11 protein-coding genes and 2 tRNA genes are annotated in these 15592 nt (G+C 72.9%); 10 read left to right on the top strand and 3 right to left on the bottom strand.

Annotated features, from left to right (window positions below):
• Positions 1-9 precede the first annotated feature (9 nt).
• From rsfS to ACZ6B1_RS05875, 4 genes are all read left to right on the top strand, one after another.
• Positions 10-456, top strand: a complete 447-nt coding sequence (gene rsfS, locus ACZ6B1_RS05890) for a ribosome silencing factor (protein ID WP_143632222.1) — start codon at positions 10-12, stop codon at positions 454-456.
• Complete coding sequence (locus ACZ6B1_RS05885) at positions 453-1121, top strand: histidine phosphatase family protein (RefSeq protein ID WP_468775317.1); 669 nt, start codon at positions 453-455, stop codon at positions 1119-1121. The genes rsfS and ACZ6B1_RS05885 overlap by 4 nt, the downstream gene beginning before the upstream one ends.
• Before the next feature lie 128 nt (positions 1122-1249).
• Positions 1250-1322: transfer RNA gene (locus tag ACZ6B1_RS05880), tRNA-Ala, on the top strand.
• Positions 1323-1870: 548 nt separating this feature from the next.
• Positions 1871-2104: a hypothetical protein gene (locus tag ACZ6B1_RS05875; protein ID WP_006136074.1), complete on the top strand. Its 234-nt coding sequence runs from the start codon at positions 1871-1873 to the stop codon at positions 2102-2104.
• Here the strand turns inward: ACZ6B1_RS05875 and ACZ6B1_RS05870 are convergent.
• Entirely contained in the window at positions 2083-3321 is a 1239-nt protein-coding gene (locus tag ACZ6B1_RS05870; protein ID WP_468775315.1) for a glycosyltransferase 87 family protein, read from the bottom strand. The two genes, ACZ6B1_RS05875 and ACZ6B1_RS05870, sit on opposite strands and share 22 nt — an antisense overlap.
• Before the next feature lie 102 nt (positions 3322-3423).
• Between ACZ6B1_RS05870 and ACZ6B1_RS05865 the strand changes: the two genes are divergently transcribed.
• Positions 3424-3496 (top strand) — tRNA-Ala (locus ACZ6B1_RS05865).
• Positions 3497-3681: 185 nt separating this feature from the next.
• On the opposite strand, the gene ACZ6B1_RS05860 is transcribed toward ACZ6B1_RS05865, so the two are convergent.
• Positions 3682-5292: an NADH-ubiquinone oxidoreductase-F iron-sulfur binding region domain-containing protein gene (locus tag ACZ6B1_RS05860; protein WP_468775313.1), complete on the bottom strand. Its 1611-nt coding sequence runs from the start codon at positions 5290-5292 to the stop codon at positions 3682-3684.
• Positions 5289-6569 carry a cytochrome b/b6 domain-containing protein gene (locus ACZ6B1_RS05855; protein ID WP_468775311.1) on the bottom strand — a complete coding sequence of 427 codons (1281 nt, stop codon included), beginning with the start codon at positions 6567-6569 and terminating at the stop codon, positions 5289-5291. Before ACZ6B1_RS05855 ends, ACZ6B1_RS05860 begins: the two co-directional genes overlap by 4 nt.
• 427 nt (positions 6570-6996) lie before the next feature.
• On the opposite strand from ACZ6B1_RS05855, the gene leuS reads away from it, so the two are divergent.
• The 5 genes from leuS (at position 6997) to ACZ6B1_RS05830 (ending at position 15577) form a co-directional block, all read left to right on the top strand.
• Positions 6997-9867: a leucine--tRNA ligase gene (gene leuS, locus ACZ6B1_RS05850; RefSeq protein WP_468775310.1), complete on the top strand. Its 2871-nt coding sequence runs from the start codon at positions 6997-6999 to the stop codon at positions 9865-9867.
• A gap of 160 nt (positions 9868-10027) precedes the next feature.
• Positions 10028-10765, top strand: a complete 738-nt coding sequence (locus tag ACZ6B1_RS05845; protein ID WP_468775308.1) for a hypothetical protein — start codon at positions 10028-10030, stop codon at positions 10763-10765.
• 72 nt (positions 10766-10837) lie between these two features.
• Positions 10838-11683: a DegV family protein gene (locus tag ACZ6B1_RS05840; RefSeq protein ID WP_468775306.1), complete on the top strand. Its 846-nt coding sequence runs from the start codon at positions 10838-10840 to the stop codon at positions 11681-11683.
• Positions 11684-11849: 166 nt separating this feature from the next.
• The gene (locus ACZ6B1_RS05835) at positions 11850-12998 is read left to right on the top strand and encodes a ComEA family DNA-binding protein (RefSeq protein WP_468775304.1); all 1149 of its coding nucleotides are present in this window, start codon (positions 11850-11852) and stop codon (positions 12996-12998) included.
• Positions 12995-15577 carry a ComEC/Rec2 family competence protein gene (locus ACZ6B1_RS05830; protein ID WP_468775302.1) on the top strand — a complete coding sequence of 861 codons (2583 nt, stop codon included), beginning with the start codon at positions 12995-12997 and terminating at the stop codon, positions 15575-15577. Before ACZ6B1_RS05835 ends, ACZ6B1_RS05830 begins: the two co-directional genes overlap by 4 nt.
• Positions 15578-15592: the final 15 nt, after the last annotated feature.

Here is a 15592-nt window from a genome sequence, read left to right as displayed (position 1 = left end):
AGCCGCGTAGTGACCGCCACCGACCGTTCCCTCGATCTCATCAACACCGCCGCCCAGGCGGCGGCCGACAAGCTCGCCCACGACGTCATCGCCTACGACGTCAGCGACGTGCTGTCGATCACGGACGCATTCCTGCTGGCCTCCGCGCCGAACGACCGCCAGGTCCGGGCGATCGTCGACGAGATCGAGGAGCGCCTGCTGAAGGAACTCGGCGCCAAGCCCGTACGCCGGGAGGGCGACCGCGAGTCCCGCTGGATCCTGCTCGACTACGTCGACATCGTCGTCCACGTCCAGCACAGCGAGGAGCGCGTCTTCTACGCCCTGGAGCGGCTGTGGAAGGACTGCCCCGAGCTCGAGCTGCCCGCCGACGCCAAGGCCACCCGCGGCAAGGCCGAGGAGCACGCCAAGCTGCAGGCCGCCGAGGCCGCTGAGGAGCCGGACGGGGACTGGCGATGAGTGCCACCGGCGAAGTGACCGACCGCAGGGGCCGGGGCCGCCGCATCATCCTGTGGCGGCACGGCCAGACCTCGTGGAACGTCGAACGCCGCTTCCAGGGCAGCACGGACGTCGAGCTGACCGAGACCGGCATCGGCCAGGCCCGCCGCGCCGCCCGGCTGCTCGCCTCCCTCGGGCCTGACGCGATCGTCTCCTCCGACCTGCGACGGGCCGCGAACACGGCCGCCGAGCTGGCCGCCCTCACCGGGCTCGACGTCACCCGCGACGAGGGCCTGCGCGAGACCTACGCGGGCGTCTGGCAGGGGCTGACACACGACGAGATCATCACCCGCCACGGCGAGGAGTACGCGGCCTGGAAGCGCGGCGAGGCGGTCCGACGCGGCGGCGGCGAGCTGGAGACCGAGGTCGCCGACCGCGCCGCTCCCGTCGTGCTGCGGCACGCCGACAAACTGCCCGAGGACGGCACCCTCGTGGTGGTCAGCCACGGTGGCACCATCCGCACCACCATCGGACGGCTCCTCGGCCTCGAGGCCCCGCACTGGGAGAGCCTCGGCGGCCTGTCCAACTGCTGCTGGTCGGTCCTCGGCGAGGGCGCCCGTGGCTGGCGCCTGCTGGAGCACAACGCGGGCACCCTCCCGGAGCCCGTCCTCGGCGACGACGACTGAGCGGCCCCCGGACCCGCCGTTCCCCCCGGGGACCCGGATTTCACTTTCCGGCAGGTCACAGGCTAAAGTTCTTCTTGTTCGCCCCGCCGAGCGGGGCGAAACACCATGCGGCTCGCCGCGTGGGACAAGGGGCTATAGCTCAGTTGGTAGAGCGCCTGCATGGCATGCAGGAGGTCAGGAGTTCAATTCTCCTTAGCTCCACGGATCGACACTCTGTCGAGTTGTCAGAGATCGCTTGATGAGGATCCCGTCCCCCTCAGGGGGCGGGATCCTCTGTGTTCCGGCGACGTTCGGGCGACGGTTCCGGATGGCCTGTCCTCGCGTTACCGGCCCGTCCGGCTGACCCGGCGGGGCGGTGTTGGGCAGACTGGTCCCGTGCCGGCTTGAGTCACATGGGTCCCGCGGGCGTATACCTCCACGGAGGCGTTCCCGGTGGGCGCGCGGACACCGGCCGGCCCGGCCGCGAGGGGCGCCGTGTCCGGACCGGTACCGAGGCGTCGCTGACCGTATTGGCCCGGCCGTGGCAGAATCAAACGGCCGGAAGGGGGCGCGGCCCGACGGGAGGAGTAGCGATGCCTGCGAGCATCCTTGGGGAGGTCGGCCACCTCCTCGGTGCTGCGTTGATACGGGACACGACCACCCGGCTCAGCTGCCCTTCCTGCGGTTCCGGGCATGTGGCGCAAGTTCTCGGCGACAACGGCGGAATCTCCTACGTGTGCACGGCCTGCGGCCACAGCTGGAGCTGATCGATGGGTGCACACAGGCGAAAGTGCGACTGGTGCGGCAGTGGTACGCCGATCGTCCGTGACATGGAGCCGATCAATCCCGACTACCAGTACTGGTGCGAGGAATGCGCGCGGGCGCTGATCATAAAAGGCGACCCGATCGAGACCTACCGCGAGCTGGAGGGCGAGCCGATCTACGGCCGTCTGCTCGAGGAGCACTGCACGCTCAAGAGGTTCTACTCCTTCGTCACCGCTTGACGTATCCCTGACCTCTGCCCTTGCCCCGGCAACGATGTCGGGGTCCGGGCCAGCGCCAGGAACAGCGCGGCGGTCCCCGCGTAGAGGGCCGAGAGCGTCATCTGGGCGCCGCTCTGGTGCAGTTCGGGCCGCGCCGGGCCGTGCGGCACCCACCAGGGGGCGTACGAGCAGAACACCAGGGCCGTGCCCAGGGCCGCCGCCCGGTGTCCTCGTGTCCACAGCAGCAGCACCAGGGGCACGCACCACACCCAGTGGTGCGTCCACGACACCGGGCTGACCAGCAGCGCGGTGACCGCGCAGCAGCACACCGCCCAGGCCCGCATCCCGCGCAGCTCCGCCCGCACCGCCACCGCGAGCCCCACGGCGGCCACCACGGCCGCGCAGGCCGTCCAGACGGCTCCCGGGTCCGGAGTGTGCAGCAGCCGCGCCAGAACGCCGCGCAGGGCCTGGTCGGCGGTGTCCTCGGCGTGCCCGACCCGGTCCGAGCGGAACACCGTGTCCGTCCAGAACCTCCAGGAGTCGTACGGCAGTGCGGCCGCCGCGAGCAGCGTGGCACCGGCGAACGCGAGGGCCGCCCCGCGCGCGTGACGCAGCCACGGCTCGCCGTCGCCGCCCCGCAGCCGGGCCACGATCCCCGTGGCCAGCAGGAAGACCGGGAACAGCGCCGGCGTCAGCTTCACCGCGGCGGCGAGCCCGAGCCCCGCACCGGCCCAGCGGCCGGCGCCGCCGGGGCGCCGGGTCAGGTCCCACAGCACCACCGTGGCCAGCAGCAGATTGACCTGGCCGTAGCGCAGGGTCGTCCACACCGGCTCGCACCAGACCGCCACCGCCGCGACCCACCAGACGGTCTCCACGCGCGTGTGGCCGGCGAGTCTCAGGGACAGCCGCACGAACACCAGCAGCAGGACCAGGTTCCCGGCCGTGGCCAGCGTGCGCAGGACCGAGGTGCTCGGCAGCGTCAACGCGGTGAACAGCAGGGCCGCGAAAGGGGGATAGGTGGTGGGCAGGTGCGCGGCGGTCGCCCGCAGCGCGTACAGATCACCGCCCGCGCGGACGGTGGCGCCCTCGGCCCGGTACACCATCAGATCGATCATCGACACGTGCGCGGCCCGCTGGGCCAGCCAGAACGCCGTGAACGACACCAGGCACGCGCCCGCAGCCACCGGCACGCGACGCCGGGCTCCGGGGAACGCTGTCAGGGTCACGAAAGCAGACATTAGCCCCCGTATGGGAGCCAAGCGGAAACCGATTTGGTACTGCACCCCGAGGACCGTGTAATGTTGGCGTCGCCGCCGGGGAAACCGGGCGGAACAAGGCAAGGGGCTATAGCTCAGTTGGTAGAGCGCCTGCATGGCATGCAGGAGGTCAGGAGTTCAATTCTCCTTAGCTCCACAGAAATCGAAGGCGGATCATCCGAACGGATGATCCGCCTTCGACGTGTTCCCTGTCACGTTTCATGTCACGTTCCCTGTCGCGGATGTGTTCGCCATCGCGATCCGCTCGTACGCGCGCGTGTGCTCCGACGGACGCGCGACGGGGGGTGCCCGGCCCGGCCCCCGTCGCGCGCGGTCGGGTCGTCAGCGGCCGAGGGCCCGCCGGCCTCGGCCCTGGGAGAGGACGGGCAGGTTGCGTGACGGCGCCTGGCCGCGGGTGTCCTCCTCGATGCGCAGCGCCAGGGCGGGGCAGCGGCGCACCGCGCGCAGCGCCTTCGCCTCGGCGTAACGCGGCACCTGAGCCTGCGCCACCGTCGGGAAGCCGTCCGCGCCGAGTTCGAAGACCTCGGGGAGGATGTCGGCGCAGAGACCGTGGCCCCGGCACAGCGTCCAGTCGACGTGGATCTTCTGGCGGCTGCCGCCGGTCTCCTCGGACTCCGCGCCGCCCGGGATGCCCGCCGGGGCCCTGCCCCCCTCGAAGAGCGGCAGCACGCCCTCCACGGGCCGTCCGCAGCCGTTGCCGAGGACGTGCGCGGCCAGGTCGTCGGTGAACGCCTTGATGGTCGACTCCAGGAACATGGCGGAGCCGTCGGGGTGCGAACACGCCCCGCGCCGCTTCACGTTCTTCGCGACCTGCTTCAGGGCCTCCAGGGCGGCCGGCCCGCCTCCGTTCAGGATGTCCTCGAGGCCGCGCGCGGCGGCGGGCAGTCCCAGGTAGCAGGGGCCGCACTGGCCGGCGCTCTCCTCGGCCAGCCACTGGGCCACCCGCAGCGACTCGCCCAGCGGGCAGGTCTCCTGGCTGATCGGCAGGATCGCGCCCGCGCCCAGCGAACCGCCCACCGCGTCCAGCGAGTTGCGGGAGACGATCGCCTCGTTGACGGTCGCGGCGTCGATCCACTTGCCGTGGTAGCCGCCGGTCAGCACGCCCTGCGGCACCGGCGGGGCGCCGGCCAGCTGCAGGACGTAGCGCAGCGGCACGCCGGTGGGGACCTCGAGCACCATCGGCCGGGCGACCGCTCCGGAGACGGTGAGCATGACGGTGCCCGGCTCGTCGTACAGGCCGGTGTTGCCGTAGCGCTCGGGGCCGATGCGGGCGGCGATGGCGAGCTGCGCGAACGTCTCCGCGTTCGACAGCAGCGTGGGCGCACCGCCGACGCCGCTCTGCGAGGCGCTGATCTTGCGGCCGGGCGGGATCGCCGGGCCGCCGTCGACCGAACGGATCAGCGACGCGGCGGCGCCGGTGACCATCCGGACCGGGTTGCGCTGCACCCACGCGCGCAGGGCCGACCTGCGGCTGTTGCTCAGGCCGCGTTCGGCCAGCGCGGCCTCCATGGAGCGCTGGGTGGACTCCCGGGTGACCCCGATCACGAGCGTGCGGGCACCGAGCGCCTCGGCGCACAGCAGGGCGCCGTCCAGGATGAGGTGCGGGGCACGGTTGATGAGCACCGTGTCCTTGCGGCAGGCCGGTTCGTCCTCACTGCCGTTGACGACGACGACCGGCCGCACCCCGCGCTTGATCGCCGACTCGGCGACCGAGCGCAGCTTCCTGTGGAAAGGGAAGCCCGCACCGCCGCGGCCCTTGAGGCCGATGCGCTCGGCGAGCTGGGCGAGCTGTTCGCCGCCCAGCGGGTCGAGCGGCCCGTGCACCTTCAGGTGCATGGGCAGGTCGAGCCGCTCCACAAGGTCGAAGCCCGAGGTCAGCTGGGGAAGGCCGACCACGCGGACTTCCGGGACGTCGGGCAGGGCCTCGTTCACCTATAGCCTCCGGAAGGCGTGTTCCAAGGTTCGCCCGAACCCGGCGCGTCGTACGCGCCGGGAGTTGTTTCGGTGGCGGGACCGCTGTTGTACGTGTCACCCGAGTTGTACGTCCCGTACGAGGCGTTCGTCTCACCGGTGTCGTACACGTCACGTCCGCCGTATCCGCCGGTGCCCGGATTGCCGTAGGCCGGGATGTTGTATCCGGTGTCCTGGAGCGGGTCGTACGCCGACGGCGGGGCCTCGCCGACCGGCGGCGGGGACGGGATGGGCCAGCTCCCCGAGGTGCTGGACGGGCCGTCCACACGCGGCATCGCCTCCGTGGCCTGCATGTCCAGCGGCAGATCCATGCGCGCGGTCCGGTCGGCCGTGAACGGCTGCTGGGGGCGGCCCGGCGTGGACACCGCGCGATAGGCGGCCGCGAAGCCGGAGGCGGGCTCGGCGGCCGGCGCGGCGGGGGTCTGGTACAGCGGGGCGGACGGGAGACCGGCGGGCGACGGCCTCGGCTCGCGCCGGGACTCGAAACCCGGCAGGGCGGACTCGGTGGCCCGCGAGCGGCTCGCGTCCAGTTCGTCGAACCCCCGCCGCTCCGAGCTGCCCAGGACGGCGACGAGCCGGTCGGCGACCCTGCGCTTGAAGGGGCGCGGGGCGGAGCGCAGCGCCAGCGCGCCCATCACGCCGAGCAGGGACAGGCTGTAGAGGATCACGAAGACCGGCTTGGCCTGGCGGCCCGCGTAGAGCCCGTGCACCAGCGCCGCGCACCAGGCCGGGTAGGCCAGCATGTGCATCGCCCGCCAGCGGGCGGCGACCGGGGCCGGCGCGGCGAAGTTGCTGCGCAGGGCGCCGGTCACGCCCACGAAGATCATCAACAGGCCCGCCAGCGAGCCCAGGCCGATCAGGCCGGCGCTTCCGGTGAGGCCGAGCGAGAACGGGATGATCGCGGCGATCAGCTTGGTGTGGTCCAGCGCGATCTTGGCGCTGATGTGCAGCAGCAGGAACGCGATGGAGGCGACCGCGGTCGTCCGGTGCACCGCCTGGCCGACGATCCGCTGGCGCGTGTTCAGGAAGATCCGGTCCTGGGCGAACAGCCCCCAGATCACCGAGGAGCTCAGCGAGACCAGGGAGAGCACGCCCGCCCCGAAGTTCAGGAACTCCTGGAACTGGCTGCCTCCGACCAGCACGACCACGGGTATGAGCAGCAGGACGACGGCGGACGCCACCCCGTAGGCCGACCGGCCCGGTTTGGGGAGCGAGCTGTTACTACGACGAGGGTTCATGGGGGCAACTCCGAGCAGTTTCGGGAAAGCGGTCCCGCTGCCGAACTCTAAGTGGCGCCATACCGATCAGTAGGAGCTTTGAGTTATTGCGTTGTTATCAAAGGACAATGCGACTGGGACGGTGTCCCTTAGCGGCTGTTACGCGAAGTAATCTTTGACCTTGGTTCAGTTGTGTCGGGCGGTGTGTCATGTCCACCAGGCATACGGAAGCGCGTCGCGGCTTGCTCAAGGGCTGCGGTACCCTAGCGCCATGCGTGCCGTACGCCTTCTGCTTAGCGGGCCGCGCTGATCAGTACCGACCCACCGGTCGAACCGTGTGGTCGGCATCGGCGCGGCGTCCCCTCCTGTGCGAGGGGATTTTTCGTTTCCTGAGTGTCACAGCCGCAGGCAGCCGCAGGCAGAGACGATCGATGGAGCTTTGAGGATCATGAGCGAGACGAACCCCGCTGCCACCGCCGAGGTGGCCGCGCCGCACCGCTACACGGCCGCCATGGCGGCCGAGATCGAGGCACGCTGGCAGGACTTCTGGGACGCCGACGGCACCTACGCGGCGCCGAACCCCAAGGGTGACCTGGCCGGTGACCCCGAGGTGGCCGCCAGGCCCAAGAAGTTCATCATGGACATGTTCCCTTACCCCTCGGGCGCGGGCCTGCACGTCGGTCACCCCCTGGGTTACATCGCCACCGACGTGTACGCCCGGTTCCAGCGGATGACCGGCCACAACGTCCTGCACACCCTGGGCTTCGACGCCTTCGGCCTGCCCGCCGAGCAGTACGCCGTGCAGACCGGCACGCACCCGCGTGTGTCCACCGAGGCGAACATCGAGAACATGAAGGCCCAGCTGCGCCGGCTGGGCCTGGGCCACGACAAGCGCCGGTCGTTCGCCACGATCGACCCGGAGTACTACAAGTGGACCCAGTGGATCTTCCTGCAGATCTTCAACTCCTGGTACGACGACGAGGCCGGGGCGGCGCGCCCGATCTCCGAGCTGGTCGCCCGGTTCGAGTCCGGTGAGCGCGCGGTGCCCGGCGGGCGCCCCTGGCACGAGCTGAGCGCCGTCGAGCGCGCCGAGGTCCTGGGCGAGTACCGCCTGGCCTACGCCTCCGACGCGCCGGTCAACTGGTGCCCCGGCCTGGGCACCGTGCTGGCCAACGAGGAGGTCACCGCCGACGGCCGCTCCGAGCGCGGCAACTACCCGGTCTTCAAGGCCAAGCTGCGCCAGTGGAACATGCGCATCACCGCCTACGCCGACCGGCTGCTGGAGGACCTGGAGGCGCTGGACTGGCCCGAGGCCATCAAGCTGCAGCAGCGCAACTGGATCGGCCGCTCCGAGGGCGCCCGCGTCGACTTCCCGATCGACGGCGAGCGCATCACGGTCTTCACCACCCGCCCCGACACCCTGTTCGGCGCGACCTACATGGTGCTGGCCCCCGAGCACCCGCTGGTGGAGAAGTTCACCCCGCAGGCCTGGCCCGAGGGCACCCACCAGGTGTGGACCGGCGGCCACGCCACGCCCGCCGAGGCCGTCGCCGCCTACCGCGCGCAGGCCGCCTCCAAGTCGGACGTCGAGCGGCAGGCCGAGGCCAAGGACAAGACCGGCGTCTTCATCGGCGCGTACGCCACCAACCCGGTCAACGGCGAGCAGGTCCCCGTCTTCATCGCCGACTACGTCCTGATGGGCTACGGCACCGGCGCGATCATGGCCGTCCCGGCCGGCGACCAGCGCGACTTCGAGTTCGCGCGCGCCTTCGAACTGCCGATCCACTGCGTCGTCGAGCCCACCGACGGCCGCGGCACGGACACCTCCACCTGGGAGGACGCCTTCGGGTCGTACGACGCGAAGCTCATCAACTCCGCCAACGCCGAGATCTCCCTGGACGGCCTGGGCGTCACCGAGGCCAAGGCCCGCATCACCGAGTGGCTGGACCGCCGGGGCATCGGAGAGGGCACCGTCAACTTCCGCCTGCGCGACTGGCTGTTCAGCCGCCAGCGCTACTGGGGCGAGCCCTTCCCGATCGTCTACGACGAGGACGGCGTCGCCCACGCGCTGCCCGAGTCGATGCTGCCGCTGGAGCTGCCCGAGGTCGAGGACTACAGCCCGCGCACCTTCGACCCTGACGACGCCGACACGCAGCCCGAGACCCCGCTGTCGCGCAACGAGGACTGGGTCAACGTCACCCTGGACCTGGGCGATGGGCCGAAGAAGTACCGGCGCGAGACCAACACCATGCCCAACTGGGCCGGTTCCTGCTGGTACGAGTTCCGCTACCTGGACCCGCACAACGACCGGCAGCTGGTCGACCCGGAGATCGAGCGCTACTGGATGGGCCCGCGCGAGGGCCTGCCGCACGGCGGTGTCGACCTGTACGTGGGCGGCGCCGAGCACGCCGTGCTGCACCTGCTGTACGCGCGCTTCTGGTCCAAAGTCCTGTTCGACCTGGGACACGTCTCCTCCGCGGAGCCGTTCCACAAGCTGTTCAACCAGGGCATGATCCAGGCCTACGTCTACCGCGACGGCCGCGGCATCGCGGTGCCCGCCGCCGAGGTCGAGGAGCGGGACGGCGCGTACTACTACCAGGGCGAGAAGGTCACCCGCCTGCTGGGCAAGATGGGCAAGTCCCTGAAGAACGCGGTGACCCCGGACGAGATCGCCGCCGAGTACGGCGCCGACACGCTGCGCCTGTACGAGATGGCGATGGGCCCGCTGGACGTGTCGCGGCCGTGGGACACGCGCGCGGTGGTCGGTCAGTTCCGGCTGCTGCAGCGGCTGTGGCGCAACATCGTCGACGAGAACACCGGCGAGGTCACCGTCACCGACGCCGAGCCCGGCGAGGACACGCTGCGCGCCCTGCACAAGGCGATCGACGGTGTGCGCCAGGACCTGGAGGGCCTGCGCTTCAACACCGCCATCGCCAAGGTGACCGAGCTGAACAACCACCTGACCAAGGCCGGTGGCGAGGTCTCGCGCTCGGTCGCCGAGCCGCTGGTGCTGCTGGTCGCCCCACTGGCCCCGCACGTCGCCGAGGAACTGTGGCGCAAGCTGGGCCACGCCGACTCGGTCGTCCACCAGGACTTCCCGGTCGCCGACCCGCGGTACGTGGTGGACGAGACCGTGACCTGTGTCGTGCAGGTCAAGGGCAAGGTCAAGGCACGTCTGGAGGTGTCGCCGGCCATCTCCGACGAGGAGCTGGAGAAGGTGGCGCTGGCGGACGAGAAGGTCGTCGCCGCGCTGGACGGCGCGGCCATCCGCAAGGTGATCGTGCGGGCGCCGAAGCTGGTGAACATCGTTCCGGCGTGACCGCGTAGCCGAGTGAACGCGCCGGGGGCCGGGGTACCGGACACCTCGGGGTAGTCCCCTACGGGCAGGTTCGGGGTTTCTCCGGAACCCCGGGCCTGCCCGCTGCGTTTACCGTGGAGAGCACAGCGGCGAAGCCCGCGCCGGGCTGAGGAGGAGCGGCATGGAAACAGTGATCACCGTGTTCGCCCTGCTGTTCCTGGTCTTCATCGGGCTCGGCGCGTACGCCACGGTCAAGGCGGTCGGCGCCGCCAAGCGCGGTGTGGACCGCACGATCGCGCAGGCCCGGCGTACGGTCGAGGACCACACCCTGCGCGCCAAATCCATCGCCCAGGTCGGCCCGGCCGGTGAGATCGCCCAGCTGCGGCTCGCACTGCGCGGTTCGATGCGCGCCACTCAGGACGCGCTGCACGCGGGCGTGACCGAGGACGAGTCGCTCCGGGAGTCGCTCGGCCTCTTCCAGCGGCTCAGCACGCACGGGCAGGAGCTGGACGCCGACCTCAAGCGCCTGGAGTCCGAGCCGGACCGGACGACGCTCGCCGCGCACCTTCCCGAACTGCGCCGTCGCACGGAGCGGATCACCCACTCCGCGGACTCGCTCCGCTGGGCGGCCCGCGACCGGGCCCACCGCTTCGCCGAGGACGACCTGGACGCGCTCAGCGCACAGATCGACATCGAGACCGGCGCCCTGCGGCACTGGACGCACACCGAACCCCAGCAGGCGCCGCCGCCGTGGCCGGACGCCCCGGCAGCGGCCGACGACGCCGCCGGCCGGCAGCCCGGGCCCGGCCCGCGCGCACCCCGCTCCGGTGAGGCGCCGGCGCCGGCCGCGCTCACCCCGCCGTCGCCGCGCCCGGCCTACCCCTGGCAGAAGAAACCGCGCCCCGAGAGCACCACTTGACCGGACCGCTCCGGGACCGCGGGACGGGGGCCGGGCTGCCGTACGGGCACCACGGCAGGTAACCTCCAGCTCATGTCCCGCCATGTCGCGATCGTCACCGATTCAACGGCCTACCTGCCGCCACGGACGATGGAGCGCCACGGCATCACCGCGGTGCCCCTGACCGTGGTCCTCGGTGACCAGGCGCTCGAAGAGGGCACCGAGATCTCGACCCGCTCCCTCGCCCAGGCACTGCAGAAACGTCGCCCGGTCACCACCTCCCGGCCCAGCCCGCAGATGTTCGCGGAGACCTACCGCAGGGTCGCCGAATCCGGCGCGAGCGCCATCGTCTCCCTGCACCTGTCCGCCGAGCTGTCCGGCACCTACGACGCGGCGGTCCTCGCGGCGGGCGAAGCGCCGGTTCCGGTGCGGGTGCTGGACACCGGGATGATCGCGATGGCCCTGGGCTTCTGCGCCCTGGCCGCTGCCGAGACGGCGGAGGCGGGCGGCACCGTGGACGAGGCCGTCACCGCCGCCGAGAAGCGGGCCGCCGGCACCTCCGCCTACTTCTACGTCGACACGCTCGACTATCTGCGCCGCGGCGGGCGCATCGGCGCCGCACAGGCACTGTTCGGTTCCGCGCTGGCCGTCAAGCCGCTGCTCCAGCTGGAGGGCGGCCGCATCGAACCCTTGGAGAAGGTCCGCACGGCGTCCCGGGCGATCGCCCGCCTCGAGGAGATCGTCGCCGACCGGGCGGGCGGCGCCGAGGTGGACATCGCCGTCCACCATCTCGCCGCTCCCGACCGGGCGTCCGCCCTCGCCGACCGGCTGCGGGCCCGAGTGCCCGGGCTGGCCGACCTGCACGTCAGCGAGGTCGGCGCGGTGATCGGGGCGCACACCGGGCCCGGGCTGCTGGGCGCGGTCGTCTCGCCGCGCTGAGGGGCGCCGCTCGGCGGTGTGCTCGTGCGGGGTGCGCTCACGGGGGGATGCGATCGCGCGGGATGTGATCACTCGTTCGGATGGTGGGGATTTCCACAACGGGGCGACGATCCACGGGAATTGACCAAGATCATCGTGAATCGGCGAGATGTCCGATCCTCGCCGCATGGCACTTCGATCACGTTCACGTACGGCCACCCCGACCAGCGGACCGGGCCGTGGACCCACCTCCGACGGCCGCGTCCGCCGCCCCCGCGCCCGGCACCGCACCCCCGCACCGGCCGAGGAACTACGCCGCCGTGCGGAACTCCTCTTCGGCGAACGCACCGCGCACTGGCCGGAGTCGGGCAACGCCCCGCCGGACGGCGGGCTTCCCGCGAACACGCCGAGCGTGACAGGGCCCGCGCACGGACCGCGGTCGCTGAGCACGGCGCCATCGGCTCCGGGCGGGACGAACGAGGCGGCGCATGACGCCGAGCCGGCCGCCACGGCCCACGGCGCGGATCCGGCCGGCGTCCACGACACGCAACCGGCGGATGCCGCAAGCCGCTTCGAACCGGCGCGACGGCTCGTGCCCACTCTGCGGGAGCGGACCGGGCTCGCGGTGCGCGAGCGTCTGCCGGTCTGGATGCAGACGCGGTGCGGGGTGGAGCGGCGGGGCGTGGCCGCGCTGGCCGTGGTGCTCGTGGCTGCCGCCGTGTTCGCCGTCCAGCACTTCTGGGCGGGCCGCACGGAGACGGTCGGCGCTCCTCAGGTGGTGCGGGCCGAGGCGCCGTACGCGCGCGAGGACGAGAACGTGAAGTCAGGCCGGTCCACCGGCGCCTCCTCCGCGAACACGTCCGCCGCGGGCGCCTCGACGGCGCCCGCCGCGGAGATCGTCGTGGACGTCGGTGGCAAGGTCCGCAGGCCAGGAATCCGGCGGCTTCCGGCCGGTTCCCGGGTGGCGGACGCGCTGCGCGCGGCGGGCGGGGTCCGGCCGGGGGTGAGCACCGAAGGACTCAACCGGGCCCGCTTCCTGGTGGACGGCGAACAGGTGCTGGTCGGCGCGTCCGTGGGAACGGCGGCCGCCCCGCCCGGTCCCGCTAACGGCGCGGGCGGAGCGGCGGCGGGCGCGGGGCCCGCGGCCCCGGTCTCCCTCAGCACGGCGACCGTGGAGCAGCTCGACACCCTGCCCGGGGTCGGTCCGGTGCTGGCCCAGCACATCATCGACTACCGGACCCGGCACGGCGGTTTCCGCTCGGTGGACGAACTGCGCCAGGTCAACGGGATCGGCGACCGCCGCTTCGCCGACCTGCGCGCGATGGTGCGGCCATGAGCGGGGGAGGGGCCGGGGCGGGACGGCCGCGACCCGGCAGGGAGGCTCCCGGGGACCGGCGCGGGAGCGGCCACGCGGGCGAGCTCGAGGCCCCGGCCGACCTGCGCCTGGTGCCGCCCGCCCTCGCCGCCTGGGGGACGGCTGCGGTGGTGCTCGGCGCCTCGCCGGCCTGGAGTGCCGTCCTAGCGGTCGGCTGCGGCATCGCCGGGGCCGCTCTGCTGTCGGCGCGGCGCCGGGCCGGTCCCGGCCGGTTCGCCCGGTCCCGCGCCCCGGTCGCCGCGGTGCTCCTGTGCGTGGCAGCGGCCGCCGCCTCCGCCGGGCTGCACGGCGCGGACGTACGGCGCGGCCCGGTGCCGGAGGCGGCGCGGCGGTTCGCCACCGTGACCGCCGAGATCGAGCTGAGCGGCGACCCCTGGCTCAGCAGACCACGGGTGCGGGGCGACCACGCGGCACCCGTGGCGGTGCTGGCCCGGGCGGAGGTGCGGAGCGTCGAGCAGGACGACGGGACGACCGTGCGGACGCGGAGCCCCGTACTGATGGTCGTGGACCGGGACGTCCCGGCGCCGAGGGCGCCTCCCGGCGGGGACGTGCCCGCCGTCAGGGGTCCGCGCGAGGCGCGCTCCGCCTGGCTCGCACTGCTGCCGTCCACCCGGCTGCGGGTGACCGCCCGGCTGGCGCCCGCCCTGACGGGCGGGGACCGCACCGCGGCCGTGCTGCGCGTACGTGGTGATCCGGAGCCGGAGATCGCGGCGGGGCCGAACGGCCCGCAGCGGCTGGCGGGCCGGCTCAGGGCCGGGCTGCGGGAGGCGACCGGGGAACTGCCCGCCGACGCCCGGGCGCTGCTGCCCGGGCTGGTCGTCGGCGACACCTCACGGATCACGCCGGAACTCGACGAGGCCTTCAAGGAGACGGACCTCGCGCACACGCTCGCCGTCTCCGGCAGCAACCTCACGATCCTGCTCGCCCTGCTCCTCGGGCCGCCCGGCCTCGCCCAGCGCGCCGAGCGCCGCGGACTCGCCCCGCGCCTGGGGCTTCCGCTGCGGGCGACCGCGCTGCTGGCGGCGGCGCTCACGCTCGGCTTCGTGATCGTGTGCCGTCCTGACCCCAGCGTGCTGCGGGCCGCGGCCTGCGGCACGGTAGCCCTCCTCGCCCTGGCGACCGGACGCCGCAGATCCATGATCCCGGCCCTGGCCACGGCCGTGCTGCTGCTGGTCCTGTACGACCCGTGGCTGGCCCGCAGTCACGGGTTCCTGCTCTCCGTGCTGGCCACCGGGGCGCTGCTGGTGCTGGCGCCCGGCTGGAGCGAGGCGCTGCAGCGGCGCGGGGTACCCGCCCGGCTCGCGGAGGCGCTGGCCGCCGCAGCCGCCGCACAGGCCCTGTGCGCTCCGGTCGTGGCGATGCTGTCGGCCCGGGTGAGCCTGGTGGCGGTGCCCTGCAATCTGCTCGCCGAGGTGGCGGTCGCGCCGGCCACGGTGCTGGGGTTCGCGGCGCTGGCCGTCGCACCGGTGACGATGCCCGCGGCCAAGGCGCTGGCATGGTGCGCCGGCTGGCCCGCCGGATGGATCGCGCAGATCGCCCGGACCGGCGCGGCACTGCCAGGCGCGGGAGTGGACTGGCCGGCGAGCCTGCCCGGGGCGTTGCTGCTCGCGGCGGTCACCGTGGCCGTCGTGTCGGCCGGGCGGCGGCTGCCACGGCATCCCGGGTGGTGCGCCGCTCTGGCCGTGCTGCTCCTGCTGGCGGTGGTCCGTCCGGTGCCGCTGACCCGGGTGATCACGGGCTGGCCGCCCCCGGGCTGGCGGTACGCGATGTGCGACGTCGGGCAGGGGGACGCCACCGTGCTGGCGGCCGGTGACGGGACCGGGGTGGTGGTGGACGCCGGACCCGATCCGGAGCTGGTGGACCACTGCCTGCGGGCACTGGGCGTCACGCGGGTCCCGCTGCTCGTTCTGACCCATTTCCACGCCGACCACGTCACGGGACTGCCGGGTGTGCTGCGGGGCCGCTCGGTGGCCGCGATCGAGACCACGGTCTACCAGGAACCGGCCGACCAGGCCGAGTTCGTCAGAAGGGAGGCGGCGCGACGGCACATCCCGCTCATCACGGCGGTGGCGGGGGAGGAGCGACGAAGCGGGGCGCTGAGCTGGCGGGTGCTGTGGCCACCCCCGGCCCCCGCCCCGGGCCGGGTACCGGCACTGGAGCCCGACGGCCCGAACGACGCCAGTGTCGTCCTGCTCGTGCGGTCCGGAGGGCTGCGGCTGCTGCTGCTCGGCGACCTGGAACCCCCGGCCCAGCAGGCTCTGTCGCGTTCGGGGGCCGCGGCCGGACTCGCGAGAGTGGACGTGCTGAAGGTGGCCCACCACGGCTCGGCGTACCAGGACCCGGACCTGATACGGCTGGTCGCCCCGCGGGTGGCGCTCATCTCCACCGGCGCCGACAACCCCTACGGCCACCCGGCACCGGTGACCGTGGCCGCGCTGCGGGCCGGCGGGGCGACGGTGCTGCGCACCGACCGGGACGGGGCGCTCGCGGTCGGCGGGGACGGCGGGCCGGAGGGGGAGGTGCGGGTGACGAGAGACTGAGCGGCGGGTCTTCGC

This window comes from Streptomyces sp. NPDC041129 (genome assembly GCF_055592265.1).
Note: the sequence above shows the minus strand (reverse complement) of the source record. Positions and strands in the feature narration are given on the sequence as shown.

Coding starts and splice junctions, on each gene's coding strand:
- ACZ6B1_RS05885 (WP_468775317.1), top strand. CDS start 453: ATGAGTGCCACCGGCGAAGTGACCGACCGCAGGGGCCGGGGCCGCCGC.
- ACZ6B1_RS05875 (WP_006136074.1), top strand. CDS start 1,871: ATGGGTGCACACAGGCGAAAGTGCGACTGGTGCGGCAGTGGTACGCCG.
- ACZ6B1_RS05870 (WP_468775315.1), bottom strand. CDS start 3,321: ATGTCTGCTTTCGTGACCCTGACAGCGTTCCCCGGAGCCCGGCGTCGC.
- ACZ6B1_RS05855 (WP_468775311.1), bottom strand. CDS start 6,569: ATGAACCCTCGTCGTAGTAACAGCTCGCTCCCCAAACCGGGCCGGTCG.
- leuS (WP_468775310.1), top strand. CDS start 6,997: ATGAGCGAGACGAACCCCGCTGCCACCGCCGAGGTGGCCGCGCCGCAC.
- ACZ6B1_RS05845 (WP_468775308.1), top strand. CDS start 10,028: ATGGAAACAGTGATCACCGTGTTCGCCCTGCTGTTCCTGGTCTTCATC.
- ACZ6B1_RS05840 (WP_468775306.1), top strand. CDS start 10,838: ATGTCCCGCCATGTCGCGATCGTCACCGATTCAACGGCCTACCTGCCG.
- ACZ6B1_RS05835 (WP_468775304.1), top strand. CDS start 11,850: ATGGCACTTCGATCACGTTCACGTACGGCCACCCCGACCAGCGGACCG.
- ACZ6B1_RS05830 (WP_468775302.1), top strand. CDS start 12,995: ATGAGCGGGGGAGGGGCCGGGGCGGGACGGCCGCGACCCGGCAGGGAG.